This window comes from Vibrio sp. 2304 (genome assembly GCF_033339475.1).
GTDB classification, from domain to species: domain Bacteria; phylum Pseudomonadota; class Gammaproteobacteria; order Enterobacterales; family Vibrionaceae; genus Vibrio; species Vibrio alginolyticus.
This window is the reverse complement of record NZ_JAWOUQ010000005.1, coordinates 127261-147489: the sequence shown is the minus strand read 5'-3', so window position 1 is coordinate 147489 and position 20229 is coordinate 127261. Positions and strand designations below refer to the sequence as shown.

Below are 20229 nucleotides of genomic sequence, written 5' to 3'. Positions count from 1 at the left end.
ATGTTGAAACCAGTCAAAATGGATAGTGAAACACATAAAAGTTTAAAAACTAACTTGATTATTTGGATAGTTTATTCTACATCAAATTTTAAAATTCACATTGCTGATGAACTATCAAGGTGTGTAAATCTAAATATTGATTGGATAGAGCTAGATACCTTTAACTTGGACTTTGTGAAAAATAAGCAAGTTCCTGATCTCATTTATATTGAAACCGGTGAAAGCTGGGCTCAGAAAGTGGCTCATGTTTATTCTAGTGACAGCAGTTTACAGCATAATCATACCGCTTTGATTGTATTTGGCGACGAGAACGATACTGCATCCCTTAAAATGGCATTAAGGCTTGGGGCAACAGATTATTTGTCTCGTTCGGTTGATTTTGGCGAGCTATATCCTTTATTAAAATCTACCGCGGATGAAAAGATTGCCAATAAGAAAATGGGCGATCTAACATTGTTTATTAATACAAAAGGTGGCTCTGGAGCAACCACTTTGGCTATTAATACAGCAATAGAATTATCAAGCTATGCTAAGAGTAAAGTGTTGCTCGTTGACTTGGATATGCAGTTTAGTGATGCCGCTGATTATTTAAACTGTAAGCCTAAATACAATATTAATGATGTGATTGATTCTGTTAATGATTTAGATGAATTATCACTAGAAGGACTAGTCTACCAGCATCCTTCAGGTTTGAATTATTTGTGTTTTAACCAAAATGATCCTAAAGGTAATTACAAGCATGCGGTTCAAGTTAGTAAATTATTACCTATTTTGAGGCAGTTTTACTCACATATTATTGTGGATTTATCTCATGGCGTTGAGCACGTTTATCAACAAATTGTTTCTCCGGCAACACATGTTTTTTTGATTCTGCAACAGAATGTTACCTCGGTGAAGCATGCTGTTAGTTATATACGTTCTTTAGAATTAGACTATGGTTTAAGTAGTCATCAGGTTGAACTAATTGTTAATCGTTTTGAAAAGAAATCGACAATATCGTTGAAAGACATTGAAAATGCGGTTAGTGGACATGCAATACACTTAGTACCTAATAACTTTGCTATTGCTATCGAGAGCGCTAATTTGGGCAACCCAATTGTTCAATCTAAGAAAAATAGTGCGCTGAAAGCGTCTTTGGCTGAAATATCGCACTTATTAGAAAGTCCGACCAAAGAGAATCAAAGTTGGATAAAAAAACTATTTTCTTAGTAAGGGGGAGTTATGTTTTTCAAACGGAAAGGCGTCGGGAGTTCTTTCAATTCCGTAGATGAAACAAAAGAATCCAAAGTTGTGAATGTCGAGTTGGCAAAATCTGATGAAGACACGTCAGATGAGCAAAAGTCTTTGTCGCCGGTAGAAGCCAAGATGAAAGCGATCGAGGAGCAGAAAAAGCAATTAGAACAAGATCTCTCGATAAAACACTACTACCACAAGAAACTACTGGATACCCTGGATCTCGGGCTTCTATCGCACTTGCAAGAAGATCGCGCGAAAGAGGAGTTGCGCGAAGCGGTTGTTCAGCTCATTGCGGAAGATCAAACACACCCATTGAGTTCAGAAGCGCGAAACCGCGTAATACATCAAATTGAAGATGAAGTGTTCGGCCTAGGGCCTCTTGAGCCACTTCTTGAAGATCAAACAATCTCAGATATCTTAGTAAATGGCCCGAAAAATATTTTCGTCGAACGTTTTGGTAAGTTGGAGAAAACACCGCACACCTTTTTAGACGAACGCCATTTGCGCAACATTATCGACCGTATTGTAAGCCAAGTGGGTCGAAGGATCGATGAGGCTTCACCCATGGTGGATGCTCGACTCAAAGATGGCTCACGTTTTAATGCGATTATACCTCCTCTTGCTATTGATGGGCCTTCAGTTTCTATTCGACGTTTTGCGGTTGAACGTTTGAATATGGATAACCTATTAGAACTTGGATCGTTGTCTCCTGAAATGGCGAAGTTTCTTAATGCGGCGGTTGTGGGGGAAATGAATATCCTGATTTCTGGAGGTACAGGTTCTGGTAAAACAACCACGCTAAATATTTTGTCGAGCTTTATTCCTAGCGACCAACGCATTGTAACCATTGAGGACTCAGCAGAGTTACAACTCCAACAGCCACATATTATCCGTTTGGAAACACGTCCTTCCAATATCGAGGGTAAGGGTGAAATTTCTCAGCGTGATTTAGTAAAAAACTCACTACGTATGCGTCCCGATCGGATAGTTGTTGGTGAGGTTCGTGGCTCAGAAGCGGTGGATATGCTATCCGCAATGAACACGGGTCATGATGGGTCTTTGGCTACTATCCACGCGAATACACCAAGAGATGCGTTGAGCCGGATTGAGAATATGTTCTCGATGGCAGGGTGGAATGTGTCGACAAAAAACTTGAGAGCGCAGATCGCGTCTGCCATCAATATTGTTGTGCAAATGGATCGCCAGGAAGACGGTAAACGTCGCATGGTTAGCGTACAAGAAATCAATGGCATGGAAGGTGACGTTATTACCATGTCGGAGATCTTCACCTTCCAGAGAAGAGGGGTCGATCAAGAAGGTAATGTGTTAGGTGATTACATGGCTACAGGGATTGTACCAAGCTGCCATGACCAATTAGTAAAACGAGGCTTAGACGTACCATTTGAAATATTCAATGAAAAAGCCCGTTAGGAGATTGCTATGGATAGTCAATTCCCCCTTTTTCTTGTACTGCTGTTTTTGTCCGTATTCTTTATTAGCCAAGCGTTAATTCTGCCTTCTGCGGGTAAAAAGGTTAAGCATAAGCAATTAATCAAGCGGATACACGAAAGCCATAAACATATTGATCAAGAGAGTATTTCTTTATTAAGGGAAAACTCGCTCAAGAATCTCTCGCCATTAGAGCGATGGCTTGTGAGGTTTAGTCTGTTCGATAACTTTAAGAAGAAGTTGGAACTGGCTGGGATACACATGGGGTTCAGTCGGTTTATTTTCCTCACATTCCTCGGAGGGACTGCGGTTGGTCTATTTCTGTTCTTGTTCGGGCAAGTTTGGTACCTCTGTGCTGGTGTTGCGTTTGCTTGCTGGGTGTCTGTTTACTTCTACATACAGAAAAGGATTGCTGATCGTTTAATGAAATTTGAAGAGCAACTGCCAGAGGCTCTCGATATCATCAAGCGAGTTTTGCAGGCAGGGCAGCCAATTACACAGGGTTTTGGAGAAGTAGGCAGAGAGGTTAGTGCACCGCTTGGTCCTGAGTTCATGAATACCTTTAACTTACTCAACTATGGTTATGACCTCCGCTTGGCGATTATGCAAATGTCGGAGAGAACTCCTACCGTATCTATGCTTGCTTTCTCCAGTGCTGTGTTACTGCAAAAGGAAACGGGTGGTAACTTAGTCGAAAACATTGAGAAGCTCTCCCATATCCTACGTGCTCGTTTCAAACTTGCTCGAAAAATAAAAACCATTTCGGCGGAATCTCGAATGTCGGCATGGGTATTAGTATTAGCGCCTTTTGGTTTATACGTCATCATTTCCCTTGTTCGACCTGAGTATATTGAGTTACTCCACACGCATCCAATGGGGATCAAAATGGTCATTGGTGGGATGGTAGCGTTGTTTATCGGTACGCTTTGGATTCGTAAAATCGTCAATATTGAGGTGTAGCCATGGAAAGTATTCAAGGATGGTTAAACGATTTTGCTGTCGGCCAAGAAACACTGCTTATGGGGTTGATCCTCATCACTACAGTGTTGGTTGTGATGACGTTAGGCTCGATAATTATCGGGGTTAACTCGCCAATTAAACGAAAGTTAGCCGAATTGTCTGGTGATAAGAAAGAAGTCTCTCATCACAACAAAAAAATGTCAGACACCTTGGAGTCGTTAGCGCCTTTAACTTCCCCAACCAGTGAAAAAGAGCGCCAAACGACACGCAATAAACTGATGCATGCTGGGTTTCATGAAAGCAATGCATTATCGATGTTTTATGCCATTAAATCGGTCACGACGATCTTAGGTGTGATGGTGGCGGCACTGGTGTATTTCTCGGTTCCGGAATCTAAATACCTGTACACGTATATGGCGTTATCCGTATTTATTGGGCTTTTATTTCCTGATTTTATTTTGCGTCGAATGGTGAACAAGCGTCAGCAAGCGATTCGCGCAGGTGTGCCCGACATGCTTGATTTGCTGGTGGTTTGTACCGAATCAGGGCTTGGCTTTAATGCAGCGTTGCGTCGGGTTGCTGATGAACTGGTTATCTCTCACCCAGAGCTTGCCGATGAAATCGATACGGTGTGCAACAAAATTAAAGCGGGTAAACCAATGCCAGAAGCGCTGAGGGAGCTAGTATTAAGAACAGGGTTAGAAGAATTAATGGGGCTGGTAAGTATGCTTAGCCATGCCTCTCGAATAGGGGGGAGTTTAGTCAACTCCTTGCGTGAATATACCGAAGACTACAGGGATAAGCGTCAACAAGCAGCAGAAGAAATTGCTGCAAAAATCCCAGTCAAAATGATGTTTCCAATGGTGCTATTTATTTGGCCTTGCTTTTTTATAGTGGCTATCGGACCTGCGTTAATTTCATTGGCTGAGGCATTTTCTAATTAAAAAGCAAAATAGGGATCGTTATGTGGATTAAGAAATACGTCATCATCTCGTTGTTGGTGCTTACCGCATGTTCAACAACTGAACAATCATCAGATTTCGATTCAACGCTGTACTCAGGTAAGCCCGTTGAGTCTCTCACTAATGATGAACCTCCCAAAACAGAGGAAGAGGCAATCTCACGAGGGGATATTGCATTAAGCAACAAAAATGTCGACTTAGCCTTGTATGAATATATTCGCTCGCTCTCTTTCCCGAATGCGGTCCATAAAGATAAAACCTTGTACACCGTGGGGCGCATCCATTTAGCTAGGGAGAATTCAGAACTCGCCGATAAATCATTTCGAGCATCTTTGGCTGAGAACCCCGATCATATTGGCTCCCTGACTGAGCTTGGTACTTTATACACGAAGCGTGGAGAAAAGGACGTCGGGAAAAGCTACTACATACGCGCTTTGAATGCTGACCAAATTCGCATGGATGGCGATCCTACCATCACTAAAGACAACATTACTGCAGAGAGCGTTGCAACATATCGCTATGATGATAAATCACCAGTCTCTGCTTACTCCGGTCTAGGTGTGCTTTACGACATTCGTGGCGACCACGATATTGCGCAGGCGTTAATTCGAAAAGCGTTGGATATTGACTCAAGAAACGTAAACGCTTTGGTCAGCCTTGGCTACTCCTACTACATGGAAAAAGCTTACTCAAAAGCGGCGCACTTTACTCAAGCCGCACTAAGTATCAAGCCAGGAGATGAGAGAGGAATCAATAATTTAGGTCTCATTGCTTTAGCTAAAGATCAGCCACGACAAGCTCTGAGTATTTTTAGTCGACACATGACAGAACCCGAAGCGCTCAACAATGTTGGCTATTTCTTGATCCTTCAAGGCAAACCAGGAGAGGCGATTCCTTATTTACAACAGGCTATTGATAAGAACCCTGCCTACTATGAACTGGCAAATAAAAACCTAGAACGAGCATTGGCAATGGTGAGAGAGCGAGGGGATACCTCTACCGCTCTTCTCCAATAAATTTGAAGACCCTTTTAAAAGAAAGCCACTCTGCAAGATAGAGTGGCTTTTTCATTTATGGGGAGTAGTCCGTTGCAAAGGTGTTTGTTCAATTAGCCGTCATTCGCTTCTTTCAGGGTAAGAAGCATAGCGCCGTAAAGCCCAACCAACTATCTTCCATAACATCACCGTCAAGAGTGTTGCGAGGTAGCCATCAATCGCATAATGCCAGGCTAAATGTACCGAACCGATTTGAATGATGACTGCGAAAGCGTAAGCAAAGTAGCCGATGGTTTTGTTGAGTCTATAAATTGATAGCGCCATCAAAACAGCAATGGAAACGTGCAAACTCGGCATTGCCGAAATGCCAGAGCCAATACCATTGGCATTCGCGATGTACTCATCCCAAAGATATTGCTGTGTAGGCAATGCCCACAATTGCCCAGCGTCTACATTGGTAAGATATTGGCTTTGGACTTCGAGCGTTTTCATCAGAGGAACAAACTGTTCATCTCCAGTGATAAGCTCCACATAACATGGGCCTGCTGAAGAAAGCAACGTGGCGAAGAAGACACCAAGAATCATCCAAGACAATGCGAACGTGAGTAAAAACTGTTGCCTTACCAACGGGTATTTTTTGTAGATAAGGAAAAAGATGAGTATGCCCCACATACAAAAAAACCATGCGTTGTAGGCTACATTTAGCCCTAATGAGGCCCAAGCATTGGAGAATAATGCATGGGTCAACTCCCACGGAGCAAACCCGAAGTGTAGCAACGAATCAATATTCGCAAAGGTCAGATCCCACTTGAATGGATTGATGATTGGAATCAGCGATTTCAAAAACGTGTGGTTAGAGAAAATCAGGTTGAGTGCCATCATCGAAACAAACACTGATACAGGTCGGTACAGCGGAAAAATAAGATGCTTCAGTTTTCGTATGAAGCGCTTTGCTGGCTGTTTTTCTTTGCGCAGTATGAGATAGAAATAATAGTAGATACACCAGCTTAAACCTGTGACATACAAAGCTTGTATGAGTGTTTCAAGGTAAGTGGTAAAAGAGTAATCGATAGGGAAATCGAGATACAAAGAACAAAGATAAATGACAGCAGTTGAGATAAAGCAATAGGTGTAGAAAATCTTATCGTTCAATAACTCATTCTTTACTGATGTGAGTAAAGCCGATGCTTTTTGCTGCCAGCTAAGGTTGAGCTCGTAATTGTTGTCTTGTTCCATTGATGATCCGTCATCTCTATCCTTCCAATATCATTAAGCTTAGTTGAGAAAACGGGCATTCGTATTTGAGTACCCGTGGTTTATCTGGATTCAATAGTTGGTGTATCAGCAGGCTACATCATGCCCGTGACAAGGCCTGCCGCCACAAAAAACACGATCATCCACAGAACCGAAAGGTTGAGCTTTTTGTGTAGATAAAAACCTGCAACCACTAACGCCATGTCGATGGGAGCAACAACTGCGCTGCTAAATACTGGCTGGTAAAGTGCCGCGAGTAGTAACCCTACTACCGAGGCATTTACACCGTTGATGGCGCCGGAGACCAGCGGTTTTCCTGCCAGTGCTTGCCAGTTCTTAAGAACGCCAAGTAGTAAAAGAAACCCTGGGAGGAATACGCCAAGCGTTGCGATCAGCGCACCTAAAATTGGCGTATCCGAAAGCTCATAACCGATAAAAGTCGCAAAGGTGAACATTGGCCCTGGTACAGCTTGTGCAGCGGCGTAGCCTGTTAAAAATGCATCTTGGCTGAGCTGGTCGCCAACAATGTTTTGCAGAAGCGGCAGAACCACATGACCGCCACCAAACACTAAGCTACCAGCTTGGAAAAAATCACTAAACAGCCCAAGTAAAGGTAACGTATGAGCCACTAACGGTAAGCCGAGTAAAAGCATCGCAAATAGAGCCAATGGCGCGATAGACGGTTTAAACGACTCGGCTGATGGCGCGGAGTCTTTCTTCAGATATCGCATTCCGACAAAACCTGCTGCGATCAACACGAACATTTGCGTCATGATGCTTGGTGCCACCAGCAACGCAATCGCAGTCGCGACGCACAAACCCGCGGTCAGTTTACTTTGGCAGAAGTTTTTGTACATGCCCCAAGTCGCATCCGCCACGACGACGACTGCGAGCAGTTTTAGGCCGTGAACGATGTTTTGGAACACTGCGGTGTCGGTGATTTGGCTGCTCACCATCGCCAGCACCAACATGATGATCACCGAAGGAAGCGTGAATCCGACAAATGCTGCGCATGCGCCACCTAAACCGCCACGTTTATAGCCTAAAGCAAAGCCAACTTGGCTTGAGCCCGGTCCCGGCAAAAACTGACTGAGCGCGACAATTTGCGCGTACTCGCTGTCATCAAGCCATTTCAGTTTCTCAACAAAGGTTTGGCGAAAATAACCAATATGAGCCGCCGGGCCGCCGAAGCTGAACCAACCCAGCCAGAAAAAAGTTTTGAATATGGTGAACATGTCGAGCCTGTTTATCTAAAAAGCATTGTTGCTAATTTATCGAATGCTCTAAAATGACTCAAATTGATGATTTTAATTTCATCTATGAATGAAATGGGATGAGGATGTTGGAGTGAAAGAGGACATTCAGTGGCGCAACATTGACTTGAACTTATTGGTGACGTTTTCCTACTTGTATCGCTATCGAAGCGTTAGCGTCGCGGCAGAGAAAAGTTACGTTAGCCAGTCGGCGATGAGTCATAGTTTGTCTCGTTTAAGGTTGTTGTTTGACGACCCGCTTTTTGAGCGAAAAGGGCACAAGATGGAGCCCACCGAGCACGCTCACCACATCGCGCCAACTGTGCATCACTTGTTGGATTCTATCGCCAAAGACTTGCTCACTAAGTCTGCCTTCCAACCTAAAAATTATGCGGGTGTATGTCGCATTGGATTAACGGATTATGCCGAGTTTATTTTTGCTCCTCGGCTTTATGACGAAATACGCCAGCGCGCACCAGAGGCCCAGATCAGTTTTATTAACGTCAATCGTAGCAACTACGTGGCATTAACTGAGCACGAAAAGATCGATGTCATTATTGGCAGCATGCCAGTGTTGGATGACAACTTTGAGAGCTTGTACTTGTACACGGAAAAACACGTGTGTATGTGTGATAAACAGGTATTGAAAGGGGAAACACAGCTGTCTCTGGAAGCGTTCGCGAACATAGAGCAAGCTCTGGTAAGTCCCGATGGGAGCTTAAAGACACAAGTAGACCAAAAGCTTGCAGAACATGGCTTGAGCCGCAAAGTCACCGTGGCGTCGCGCAACTTTCTCACTATTCGGCATCTATTGAGAAAACGCGATCTCATTGCCATCGTGCCAGAAAAAATGGCTTTGGCGGAGGGCTTTTCGGACGATCTCGTTACCGTTAAGCCGCCGATCGCCGTTGCGGATTTTGATATTGCTATGCTGTGGCATTCCAGCCGAAACAATGAAGACAAAGGCATTTGGCTACGCGAATTAGTTTCTTCGACCATCACCTCTAAATGATAAACATTTGGGGCACTCATGGTGCTTAGAGTGATTTGTTGTTGAACTTCTTACTACCCGCTGAGTTATCGGCGTTATACCGAAACAGTACTGATTGAGCAAAATGAATGTCTTTGGTTGGGGGGGATGTTCCAGATTTAATTCATAAAAGAGATTAATGGAAAAGGTATCATTGAGTTGTACCACGTAGTTTAAGCTCTGTTTGCACGTATACATGAAGAGGTCGTAAGCGTCCATCTCGGTATTTTTCCACCAGTAAGTTCACTCCCTGAGTTCCCATCAACTCAGAGTGAATACGAATTGTAGACAACGGCGGAAAGGTAAAGCGAGCAGTAGGAATATCATTCATACTAATCAACGTAATATCCTCTGGTATCTTTAAGCCAAATTCATGGATTGCACGTACTATGCCAATCGCGATGGAGTCTGAATCAATGAATACTGCTTTCGGGAAGTCACCTATGGCTAGCATCTCTTTCGCTAAGTTATAACCGGACAAACTAGAGCAGGAACAATAGTGTATATCTTGTTCTGCGACCACGCCTTTTAGATAGCCATAGTCCAAAAACACATTTTCACGAATGTCAGCTGCGTCGGGCTTGTTTTGACCGCCAATATAACCGATGCGGCGGTGGCCTCGTTGTACAAAGAAATCAAATACTTGCCTACTGATTCGAATAAGGTCGACATCAACGCAATCATAAGGGCAGGTTGGATCTGAAAAGTTTATGTAGCAGATGCTATCGGCTAGACGTTTAGGTAATTTATCTACTACCTTTTGGTCGACATTTCCGACTAAAAGGACACCTGTTATCTTTTTCGTTTCAACATCAATTTCACTGTTATAGCAATTGGTTAGCGTAATACCTAGTTTGTCGCATTGCGTTTCAATCCCATGACGAATTGATAAGTAGTAAGGGTCATTCACCTCTGTTTCTTGTTTGTAGTTATATAAGGCTAAAAAGTGATGTTTTTGCTTAACTTCTTTGATGCCTTTCTTCGAGCTACTGGTGCGGTACTCCAGTTTTTCTGCAATTTCCAAAATGCGGTATTTGGTTTCTTCTTTAACGCTCAACGTTGGGTCCTTGTTCAAAACCCGCGATACGGTTGCAAGTGAGACACCCGCTTCAATGGCGATATCTTTTAGCTTTGCCATGTAAATTTCCCGTCGGCACTGCTCACTGCCCAAGTGTGAGCTCAATAATCTGACTATTTTAAACAGCTACTTAGAGATGCACAAACCTTTAGTAAGACAGTCCTAAACACTTTAAATCATCATATCAAGCCAACTTGTTTTCATGAAATAGACTCTATTGAGTAATAAATAAAGCCGTAAACGTAAGGATTATATTGCTGTAAAAATACTGAAAAACGCGACTGGTTTGGAAACTTGCTACTTGTGGTAACTCTAGTACTTAATAGGAGTCGAGCTGTTTAGAGTTTAATCAAGCAAACGTTTTATTGTTCATGTTTATGTTTTGTGTCTCATTTTATAAACAAATCAATAGGAAAGTATTCAACTCTATTTATAATCTCCGCGCTTTTAAAAGCTGTCTAACAGTATGAAAAATTAGGAAATTATAATGAAAAAAGTATTGCCATTATTGGCTTTAGGTGCAGTGGTTGCTTCAGCATCAGTTCAAGCAGAAGGTAACTGGTATGTTGGTGCTGATTTGGTAAATTCAGATCTTAAAGTTAAAAGCTTGTCAAAAGATTTTTCTGCGACAGGTCTTAGCCTTGCTGTAGGTAAAGAGCTTCAATATTCAGAAAACTTCAAACTAGCTTTTGAAGGTGAGTACATATACTTTGGCGACTTTGAAGAAACATTTTCTTACATGGGGTGGCCGGTTAAATTTAGTGTTGATGCTTCTGCGTTCAATTTCAATGCGAAGCCTAAATACCAATTTGCAGGTACAGGCTTCTATGTTGGTGCGATTGCTGGCCTTGGTGTAATGAGTGTTTCTTATGAAGTGAAATCATCTAGCACTGTTACCGATGATGGTCGTGATGTAGGCTTTAACTACGGTGTTGAGGCTGGTTATGAGTTCGCTTCAGGTTTGGTTGTATCTGGTGGCTACCGTGCTTCTTCGGTAAGTATTGATGCCGAAAACGGTGGCAGCGAAGATTTTGATTTTGACAGCCTGTACGTTGGTGTTGATTACAAGTTTTAAGCTCGCGTAAGCAAAACATAGATACTAAAAAGGAGCCGTTAGGCTCCTTTTTTTATTAGATTATCAATCAACTCGTAATGATGCTCTTGCACGCCTGCAAGGTTGCCATATTTGGGTTGATGGCGGTCATTTTCTTTCGCGTGTTGCCAGCCAATGGTGTGACGCACAAAATGCTCTGCAAACGCGTGGGAAACTTCCAAGCAACCTGCCAGCACGGTATCAACATAACTTTGCATGATTGGGCTCTTTGCGCATGGTGGTAGTGGCTCGTCTTTTACGTAAACCCAAATGTCATGTTCTTGGTTAAAACTCGCATCTGTTTCGATTTGATCTGGCTGAAGTTGAATACGATGATAACCTCGCTCACGGCGGTCGAATTCTGCGAGCGCTTCTTCATTTACTTCGAGTAAAACGCCATTAACCTGTCCATCGCCTTGGTTCACCACTAATGGAGAGAGGCTGTAGCTGTCGTCAATCTTCCCCCAGTAGCGAACCAACCCATGTGCTATGACGGGAATGGCTTCTCCCGTTTGTCCGGTTAACTTACGCGACGCAGAATTAATCAAACTGCCATAGCCAAATATGTACATTGTCGTTGCATCCCTTAACTGATAGTTGTGCCTCTCATGTTTATACCTAACCGGCATCTGAAGCACAACTTTACCTCTTAAGTATAATCTTAATTATAAACATGTATTTTCTATACATGTTTATGGTAGCATCAATATGTAGTTGAGTTAACCAGCATCGAGAGACGCTTGAGGGCAAGATAATGCTGAATATCACCGATAAAAAAGTAGAAGAAAAAATCCCCGCATGGCTGCGATTAGGCTTTCGGCCGTTTTTTCTGTTTGGGTCGATTTACGCCATTGTTGCGATTGCGTTATGGGTGTGGATGTTCCAAAGTGGGCCGCCAAGCGCATTGGCCGTGCCTGCATTGTGGTGGCACGTACATGAAATGTTGTTCGGTTTTTCAATGGCCATTGTAGTTGGCTTTGTACTGACCGCGGTACAAAACTGGACTGGCATTAATGGTACCAAGCATTACATGCTTCTGGCTTTATTTGGCTTGTGGTTAGTGCCCCGCATATTGCTTTGGACACCAGCACCGTTATGGTTAACCAGCAGTATCGAAGCGGTATTTTTACTGTTTGTCGCCTATGAGGTGGGCATTCGTGTGTATCGAGCCAAAGGTTGGCGTAATTTGTTTTTCGTTCCACTGTTTCTTTTGGCCATCTTTGCGAACTTTGCAAGCTACGCAACGATAAAAGGTATGCCGCCCTTTAGCTCTTCAGCGGTGTGGCAAGCAATGCTGTGGTGGTTTACCTTGCTGTTGTCAGTGATGGGCGGACGTGTGATTCCATTTTTTACTGCGCGTCGATTTAATTTCGAAAAAGCGCAACCATTGGCTTGGTTAGAGTGGCTCGCGAATTTGCCGTTGGTAATGCTATTTGTGCTGAGCTTTTTCCCTGTGACGTTTGCAGAACTAGGTAGTCCTTTGATGCTATTTGCAGGTGTTGCTCAGTTGGTGCGTTTTGTTCGCTGGAAACCTTGGTTAACCCTGAGCGAGCCTTTAGTGTGGTCGCTGCATGCTGCGTATTTGTGTTTACCACTAAGCTTCATTTTGCGAGGCGTCTGGGGAGATGCATTTGCCAGCCATAACCTCATTCACCTGTTTGCGATAGGTGCGTTAGGCGGTTTGATTTTAGCGATGATTGCACGGGTGACGATGGGACATACTGGTCGCATGATCTACAAAGGACCAAACATGAGCCTTGCGTTTGCAGCAATTACCGCGGCAGCTTTGGTTCGCAGTTTCGCCGTGATCTTTGACCCAGCGAACATGATGCTGTGGATTGATATCAGCGGCGGATTATGGATTGTTGCGTTTGGGCTATTTGTGTGGCGCTTTGGTGTGATGCTTGTGACCCCTCGTGTGGATGGTCACCCCGGATAAGATTCTAATGTGAGTAGAGAAAAGAGGAGCCGCGTGCTCCTCTTTTGGTTTTTGTTCTTTATAGGTTTAGTGTTTACTCGTCTTCGTCGTCCGCTTTATTTGTGAGCCCCAAGCGTTTAAATAGCCACCACTCTAGACCAAAAATGACAATTAAGGCGATGCAGAACCAGGTGAATGCCATGGTGGAATCCACGCCTGGCATTCCACCAACATTGATACCGAGTAAACCTGTTAAGAAGCTGGTTGGTAGAAAAATCGTTGCTACCAAAGTAAACAGGTAACTGTTTTTATTGGTTTTCTCATCACGATGATGTTTGATCTCTTCTTGGAAAAGCGCCACTTCTCCAAGATAAAACTCAAGTGTTTCATTTATGCGCGTAATATTATTGTGTGCGAAGCGATATTGATGAGGTCTCAAAGCAATCAATTCTGATTCTGACTCCACAAGATCACGGATAGCGTACTGCTGAGGGCGAATAAAACGCTTGATAGAAATCAGTGCTTTTTGAGTCGCCATATGTTTGTACGTCGACTCATCATTCACGTCGAACTGGTTTAGTGTTTCTTCAATCGTATCAAGGTAAATGTCTATTTTACTGTTTAATCCTTCAATGATCTGATGAAGTAAACTGGCAAGACTTTTTGGGCCTTTGTGTTCCGCTAATGCTTGGCGAATCTCCATGATCGCGCGTGATGGAATTTTACGAGTTGAAATGAGTGCGCCTTGAAAGTAGAGAATTCGAATACTAAGCATATCTTCTGGTGATGCATTGCCGTTCATATTGACGCCTCGTAAAATCAACATGAAGTTCTCGTCATCCAAAGGATGGAAAGATGGTCGGCTTTCGTCGGCTAATAGATGATCAACCGTAGCTCGAGGTACTTGGTTCTGCTCCAGCCAACCACGAATATCAGGATGCAGCCGTTCGCAATGGTACCAATGCTTAGCTTGAATTTGCTCTGCCGTGGTGGATTGTTGAGTTGCTTCTGGGGTTGAGAAGTCCCAATGTTCAATCATAAAACCCATTTTCTTTTCCTTGTTTGAGCCGATACCAAAATAACCTCAAGATACTTCTTTCGCGAGAATTGCATTGCCATACAGAGGCAATTCTCTGAGTACGGTACTCTGAAGTCATTGATGCATTATTTTTCAAATGAGTATGATTGTATTTAACGCCAAATGTCTATGAATAGTTGTTCTTATTTGCAATCGAGTGGAGCGCACCAAGGTGTTGTGCTTAAACAACAAAACAAAAAGCCTGCAACTAAGCAGGCTTTATTGTGGGGGAGGGAGGGGAGCTGTTAGCCAACTTGAGAAAGATTAACCACTTTCTGTTGTAGCTTTTTCTTTAAATAGTCCGTTAAGGCCTGTTTTTCTTCCTCGTTCATGTAAAGACCAAGCTTAGTACGGCGCCATAAAATGTCTTCATCGGTCATTGCCATTTCATGGTTCATTAAGTAATCGATCTCACGTTGGTAAACACCACCTGCTTGTGCCGAGAACGTTTGTCCTAAGTCAGCTTCACTTGTTGTGCCTTCCATTAAGTTCCAGGTTTGGGTACCAAACTGTGTGACATAACGAAGAATCAATGCTTCTGGCGCCCAAGTGTATTTAGCGTGAATTTGTTTAGCTAATTGTTCACGACTACAGCTGAAGTTACCACCAGGAAGGGTTTGGTTGGCCGTCCAGTCTTTACCCATTTCAGGTAGGAACGGAGCAAGTTTCTTCATTGCTGCTTCACCTAACTTACGGTAGGTCGTTAACTTACCACCAAAAACAGAAAGCAGAGGTGCATGGTCGTATTCCGCATCGAGCTCTAGCGTGTAGTCTCGTGTGATTGCTTGCGGAGAGTCAGATTCATCGTCACATAAAGGACGAACACCGCTGTATGTCCAAACTACATCTTCGCGAGTCAACTGGTGGACAAAGTGTTGGTTTACGATATCAATGAGGTAATCGACTTCGTCATCTGAGATCGACACTTCACGTGGGTCACCTTTGTATTCCACATCTGTTGTACCAATGATTGAGAACTTATCTAAGTAAGGAATCATAAATACGATGCGATTGTCTTTGTTTTGAAGGATGTAGGCGTGTGGTTCGTTGTGGATACGAGGAACAACGATGTGCGAGCCTTTGATTAAGCGAATGTTACGAGGAGAGGCTTGCTCTAATCCATCATCAAAGAACTGTTTTACCCAAGGCCCCGCAGCATTGACTAACGCTTTCGCTTTACGTTCGAAACGTTGGTTTGTCATCACATCGTGAATAGTAACGTGCCAGATACCACCTTCACGGTGTGCTTTTTCCACGCGGCAGTAGTTACGCACTTCAGCATGGTTTTCGCGAGCCGCAAGAACGTTCAGTAATACTAAACGTGCATCATCAACCCAACAGTCAGAGTATTCGAAACCCGTTTTCATTTCTGGTTTTAGCAAGCCAGATTTCGCAAGGTTGACGGTTTTACTGCCTTGCAGCGTCGTACGTTTACCCAAGTTATCGTAAAGGAAAAGGCCACAACGAATCATCCAAGCTGGGCGTAGGAATGGGCGATGCGGTAAACGGAAACGCATTGGTAGTGCGACGTGTGGTGCTTTACGAAGAATAACCTCACGCTCTGCGAGCGCTTCCGAAACTAAACGAAACTCGTAGTGTTCAAGGTAGCGTAAACCGCCGTGTATCAGTTTAGAACTTGCTGAAGAAGTCGCAGATGCGAAGTCATTTGCTTCGTATAAGCCAACACTCAAACCTCGGCCAGCTGCGTCTGCTGCAATACCAGCTCCGTTAATGCCGCCACCGATTACGATCAAGTCTAAGGTAGTGGATGAGCTAGTAGTGGAAGCATTATTTTGTATACTCATAAATTTGACCTCTTGGTGAGCGAACGAGCATTTTAGAACATAATGTAATCCTAGCTCAGGTTTCGTTTGTGATCATCTATTATTTTCGTTTGTGAGCGTTTTGTGTGATTTAGACACAAAAAAACCTCTGTCTAATTAAGACAGAGGTCATTTGAGGGGAGTTATACGATTGATGTTACTCGTTTTCGGAGTTTGATTCGTTAGCTTCAACCACTTCAAGTGGGATAGAAGCTTCCTTCAAAATTGACAAGATTTCTTCTGGTGGCTGCTTATTGGTAAAGATCATGTTGAGCTGTGCAATATTGCCTAGTTTCACCATAGCATTGCGCCCGAACTTGGTGTGGTCTACGGCCAGAAATACACTACGGCTATTGTCAATGATCGCTTGTTTGACCCGGACTTCGTGGTAATCAAAGTCTAATAGCGAGCCATCGAAGTCGATACCGCTAATGCCGAGAATACCAAAGTCGAGACGGAACTGTTTAACGAAATCGAGGGTAGCCTCGCCAACAATACCGCCGTCTCTGCTGCGGACTTCTCCACCCGCCAAAATGACTTTGATTTCAGGGTTAGGGAAAAGAATGGTCGCAACATTGATGTTGTTGGTGACAACACGCAACTGTTTATGATTTTTATTGAGCGCTCGCGCAACTGCTTCTGGTGTGGTGCCGATATCGATGAATAGTGTGGCACCATCTGGAATGTGTTTGACTACCTCGTCTGCAATGACATCTTTTTCATTGAAGTTGAGCGCTTTACGCGTGTTGTAAGATGTGTTTTCAGAACTGAGAGGAATAGTGGCTCCACCGTGATAACGACGAATTTTGTTGTCATCGGCGAGTTCATTGAGATCGCGTCGGATGGTTTGTGGGCTGACATTGAATCTTTCTACCAACTCATCCGTGCTGACATAGCCTTGTTTTTTCACCAGCTCAACAATCTGCTGGTGTCGAGGTATTTGCTTCACTTACCACTCCCTTGTGCATTGGTAACGGCCAATGCTTCAAATTCGAAGCTCTATTGTGCTCGAATTTGCTCGTTGTGAGAAGTAAGCGAGTTCAGGAATCGGGGATAAAGCGCAAAAAGAGCGCACAAATGGCGCTCTTTTTTCTTATGGAGATGAGATTAATCTTCTTCGTCGTGAAGTTCAGACCAGGTTTGTGCACATTTCACTGCACGCTTCCAACCCTTGTAACGACGATTGCGTTTTTCTTCATCATCGTGTGGCTCAAAGGTGCGATCAAGTACCGCTTTATTCTGCAACTCATCAATGCTATCCCAGTAACCAACGGCAAGGCCGGCAAGGTAGGCTGCACCAAGAGCGGTAACCTCAGTTACTTGAGGGCGGTGCACTTCTGTGTTCAATACATCGGATTGGAATTGCATTAGGAAGTTGTTCGCTACTGCACCACCATCGACGCGAAGGTTCGCAAGCTTAATGCCTGAGTCAGCTTGCATCGCATCCAGTACGTCACGAGTTTGATAAGCGATGCCTTCCAATGTTGCACGGATGATATGGTTTGAATTCACACCGCGAGTAAGGCCGACAATAGTGCCACGTGCGTAGGCATCCCAGTATGGTGCGCCTAAACCAGTAAATGCAGGCACGACATAAACGCCGTTTGATGTATCCACTTTTGTCGCGAAGTATTCAGAGTCTTCTGCACCGTTTAGGATTTTCAATTCATCGCGTAGCCATTGGATAGAAGCTCCACCCATGAATACGGCACCTTCAAGTGCATAAGCTGGTTCGCCTGCAGGACCACAAGCCAAAGTTGTTAGAAGACCATGTGTCGAAGTGACTTTTTCTTGGCCCGTATTCATTAGCAAGAAACAACCCGTACCGTAAGTGTTTTTCGCTTGGCCAGCTTCCACACACATTTGGCCGTAAAGCGCCGCTTGTTGGTCACCTGCGATTCCAGAAATAGGAATACGAGTACCGCCTTTACCACCGATGTTGGTTTTACCGTAAATTTCCGATGAGCGCTTCACTTCTGGCATCATAGATGCTGGAATGCCAAGCTCATCTAACATTTTTTGATCCCAACATAGATCGTTGATGTTAAACAGCATGGTACGCGATGCATTAGTGTAGTCGGTTACGTGAACGCGACCTTGAGTCATCTTCCAAACTAACCAAGTATCGACAGTACCAAACAACAGCTTGCCTGCTTCTGCGTCTTCTCGTGCGCCTTCAACATTGTCCAGAATCCATTTAACTTTGGTACCTGAGAAGTAAGGGTCAAGCACCAAACCAGTGTTGTCACGTACATAGTTTTCGAGACCGCGTGCTTTTAAATCTTCACAGATATCAGCAGTACGGCGACATTGCCATACGATCGCATTGTAAACGGGTTTACCTGTTTCTTTGTTCCAGACGATGGTCGTTTCACGCTGGTTAGTAATACCGATAGCCGCTAATTGGTCGCTACGGATGCCAGACTTAGCTAGGGCTTCTACTAAAGTAGAGCTTTGTGTTGCCCAGATCTCCATTGGATCATGTTCAACCCAACCAGCTTCTGGATAAATCTGAGTAAATTCGCGTTGCGCGACGCTTACGATGTTCGCATCATGATCAAGAATCACTGCGCGAGAGCTTGTTGTACCTTGGTCTAGGGCAACAATGTATTTTTGCTCAGTCATGGTAAGAATCCTTTTGTTTCGTTATTTATATTTTAGTAAATGTTCGAGTTACGTCAGTTTTAAGCTCTAGCTTCTTCTGTTTCTTCTTCCGTCTCACATTGGTTTGGAATCGTGCAACCGTGACCTTGCTGTGGAAGGTAAGCGGCAATCGCTTTTGGATACAACCAACCACCAAAACACGCACCTGCAATCGGAGCAAGTAAAGGCACGATAAAGTAAGGAATGTCTTTAGCACCTGTCAGAGCGTAATCCCAACCAGCGAAGTAAGCGAACAGCTTTGGTCCAAAGTCACGAGCAGGGTTCATCGCAAAGCCTGTTAGTGGGCCAAGTGAACCACCGATGACGGCAATCAAAATACCGATCAATAGAGGGTTCATTGCGCCACGTGCCGCGCCGTTATTTTCATCGCCCAGAGCCAGAATCGCAAACATCAGCACAGCAGTGATAACGAATTCCACAGCAAAAGCACCAAAGAAAGAGAGGGAGGCATGCGGATAGGTTGAGAAGATACCAGCAGTTGCTAGTGCATCTTGGCTGCTGCGAACGAAGTTATGAGCGATTTCGTAGTCGGTGAAAAGGTTGCTGTATAAGCTGTATACCAATGCAGCAGAACAGAATGCCCCAAGCATTTGAGCGATAATGTATGGCACCACTTTCGCCTTATCAAAACCATGGAACATAGCAAGTGCGATGGTAACGGCAGGGTTGATGTGTGCACCAGAGACGCCAGCCGTACAGTAAATAGCGATGGCGACACCGAAGCCCCATACAATACTGATTTCCCATTGTCCAAATGATGCGCCTGTTAGAACTAAGGCTGCAACACAGCCTACGCCGAAGAAAATAAGTAGTCCTGTACCGATAAACTCGGCCAAACATTCTCCAAGCAGAGAGGGGTGTTTGTTCGTTGTCATGTTAAAAGTCCTTTGATCATTTTTGCCTGTCTAGCACGATACTATTGTGCATATATAAACGTTTGCGAAAACAAACGAGCGTTAAAAATGAGCGTTTGAGCATAAATTTGTTAATCAAAGTCTTCGTTTTTGTTAAATGGCGCATCTTTTAACCGGAAAAGAACACAACGAAAATAATTTATTTGTCACGAGGCCAGTGTTGAGAGCGCTCAAATTACCGATGTGAAAAAGAATGCACAACTGGTAAGAGGAGTTTTGTGAAGCTGCTACGTGCTTGGAGACTTATTGCACAGAACTTGTGTAGCAATTAACCCTAAAGGAGTAGCGGAATGTCAAATGTATCAAGGGATAGCAGTGATATAAAAAATACGCTGTCATGTTTGGACTTTTAGAAAAAATCGTCATCCCATTGGTACCAATAGGATGAGTTGAGAAGAGAATAAACGCTGTTAATGTCTTGTGTTTGTGAATCATTGCTTCGGCTTGTATTCAAATAAAAATTGTTTTTTTATTTCGTTTGATGCTAAACGTGATCGTTTTTCAGCTTTTTAGTTATTAGTT

General features: G+C 43.7%; 17 protein-coding genes. 8 read left to right on the top strand and 9 right to left on the bottom strand.

Annotated features, from left to right (window positions below; all coding sequences use genetic code 11):
* Genes R7P64_RS12075 through R7P64_RS12055 form a run of 5 tightly spaced genes read left to right on the top strand, consistent with a single transcriptional unit; the run spans position 1 to position 5623 of the window.
* Positions 1-1209 carry an AAA family ATPase gene (locus R7P64_RS12075; protein WP_318119055.1) on the top strand — a complete coding sequence of 403 codons (1209 nt, stop codon included), beginning with the start codon at positions 1-3 and terminating at the stop codon, positions 1207-1209.
* Between the two features lie 12 nt (positions 1210-1221).
* Positions 1222-2667, top strand: coding sequence for a CpaF family protein (locus R7P64_RS12070; RefSeq protein ID WP_046875025.1), 1446 nt, complete (start codon positions 1222-1224; stop codon positions 2665-2667).
* Between the two features lie 9 nt (positions 2668-2676).
* Entirely contained in the window at positions 2677-3645 is a 969-nt protein-coding gene (locus R7P64_RS12065; RefSeq protein ID WP_046875024.1) for a type II secretion system F family protein, read from the top strand.
* A gap of 2 nt (positions 3646-3647) precedes the next feature.
* Entirely contained in the window at positions 3648-4589 is a 942-nt protein-coding gene (locus R7P64_RS12060; RefSeq protein ID WP_005386462.1) for a type II secretion system F family protein, read from the top strand.
* Positions 4590-4609: 20 nt separating this feature from the next.
* Positions 4610-5623, top strand: coding sequence for a tetratricopeptide repeat protein (locus tag R7P64_RS12055; RefSeq protein WP_005386465.1), 1014 nt, complete (start codon positions 4610-4612; stop codon positions 5621-5623).
* Between the two features lie 99 nt (positions 5624-5722).
* On the opposite strand, the gene R7P64_RS12050 is transcribed toward R7P64_RS12055, so the two are convergent.
* Positions 5723-6838 (bottom strand): phosphatase PAP2 family protein, encoded by a 1116-nt coding sequence (locus R7P64_RS12050; RefSeq protein ID WP_213912240.1) that lies wholly within the window; start codon positions 6836-6838, stop codon positions 5723-5725.
* Positions 6839-6951: 113 nt separating this feature from the next.
* The gene (chrA, locus tag R7P64_RS12045; protein WP_213970981.1) at positions 6952-8091 is read right to left on the bottom strand and encodes a chromate efflux transporter; all 1140 of its coding nucleotides are present in this window, start codon (positions 8089-8091) and stop codon (positions 6952-6954) included.
* 112 nt (positions 8092-8203) lie between these two features.
* Here chrA and R7P64_RS12040 point away from each other — a divergent pair, with 112 nt between their 5' ends.
* Positions 8204-9121 carry a LysR family transcriptional regulator gene (locus R7P64_RS12040; RefSeq protein WP_374041417.1) on the top strand — a complete coding sequence of 306 codons (918 nt, stop codon included), beginning with the start codon at positions 8204-8206 and terminating at the stop codon, positions 9119-9121.
* A 169-nt stretch (positions 9122-9290) separates the two neighbouring features.
* On the opposite strand, the gene ebgR is transcribed toward R7P64_RS12040, so the two are convergent.
* A complete protein-coding gene (gene ebgR, locus R7P64_RS12035; protein WP_213970983.1) occupies positions 9291-10277 on the bottom strand; it encodes a transcriptional regulator EbgR in 987 nt (328 codons plus the stop codon).
* 427 nt (positions 10278-10704) lie between these two features.
* On the opposite strand from ebgR, the gene R7P64_RS12030 reads away from it, so the two are divergent.
* A complete protein-coding gene (locus tag R7P64_RS12030; protein WP_054728374.1) occupies positions 10705-11292 on the top strand; it encodes an outer membrane beta-barrel protein in 588 nt (195 codons plus the stop codon).
* Between the two features lie 38 nt (positions 11293-11330).
* On the opposite strand, the gene R7P64_RS12025 is transcribed toward R7P64_RS12030, so the two are convergent.
* Positions 11331-11882 carry a gamma-glutamylcyclotransferase family protein gene (locus tag R7P64_RS12025; RefSeq protein ID WP_005380184.1) on the bottom strand — a complete coding sequence of 184 codons (552 nt, stop codon included), beginning with the start codon at positions 11880-11882 and terminating at the stop codon, positions 11331-11333.
* A gap of 182 nt (positions 11883-12064) precedes the next feature.
* Here R7P64_RS12025 and R7P64_RS12020 point away from each other — a divergent pair, with 182 nt between their 5' ends.
* Positions 12065-13249, top strand: coding sequence for an NnrS family protein (locus R7P64_RS12020; RefSeq protein WP_213886687.1), 1185 nt, complete (start codon positions 12065-12067; stop codon positions 13247-13249).
* A 73-nt stretch (positions 13250-13322) separates the two neighbouring features.
* Here R7P64_RS12020 and R7P64_RS12015 read toward each other — a convergent pair whose 3' ends face one another.
* The 5 genes from R7P64_RS12015 to R7P64_RS11995 form a co-directional block, all read right to left on the bottom strand.
* A complete protein-coding gene (locus tag R7P64_RS12015; RefSeq protein ID WP_005380188.1) occupies positions 13323-14276 on the bottom strand; it encodes a CorA family divalent cation transporter in 954 nt (317 codons plus the stop codon).
* A 275-nt stretch (positions 14277-14551) separates the two neighbouring features.
* Entirely contained in the window at positions 14552-16111 is a 1560-nt protein-coding gene (glpD, locus tag R7P64_RS12010) for a glycerol-3-phosphate dehydrogenase (protein WP_318123557.1), read from the bottom strand.
* 175 nt (positions 16112-16286) lie between these two features.
* Positions 16287-17078 (bottom strand): DeoR/GlpR family transcriptional regulator, encoded by a 792-nt coding sequence (locus R7P64_RS12005; protein WP_005380192.1) that lies wholly within the window; start codon positions 17076-17078, stop codon positions 16287-16289.
* 158 nt (positions 17079-17236) lie between these two features.
* Entirely contained in the window at positions 17237-18754 is a 1518-nt protein-coding gene (gene glpK, locus R7P64_RS12000) for a glycerol kinase GlpK (protein ID WP_005380193.1), read from the bottom strand.
* Positions 18755-18813: 59 nt separating this feature from the next.
* A complete protein-coding gene (locus R7P64_RS11995) occupies positions 18814-19668 on the bottom strand; it encodes an MIP/aquaporin family protein (RefSeq protein ID WP_005380195.1) in 855 nt (284 codons plus the stop codon).
* Positions 19669-20229: the final 561 nt, after the last annotated feature.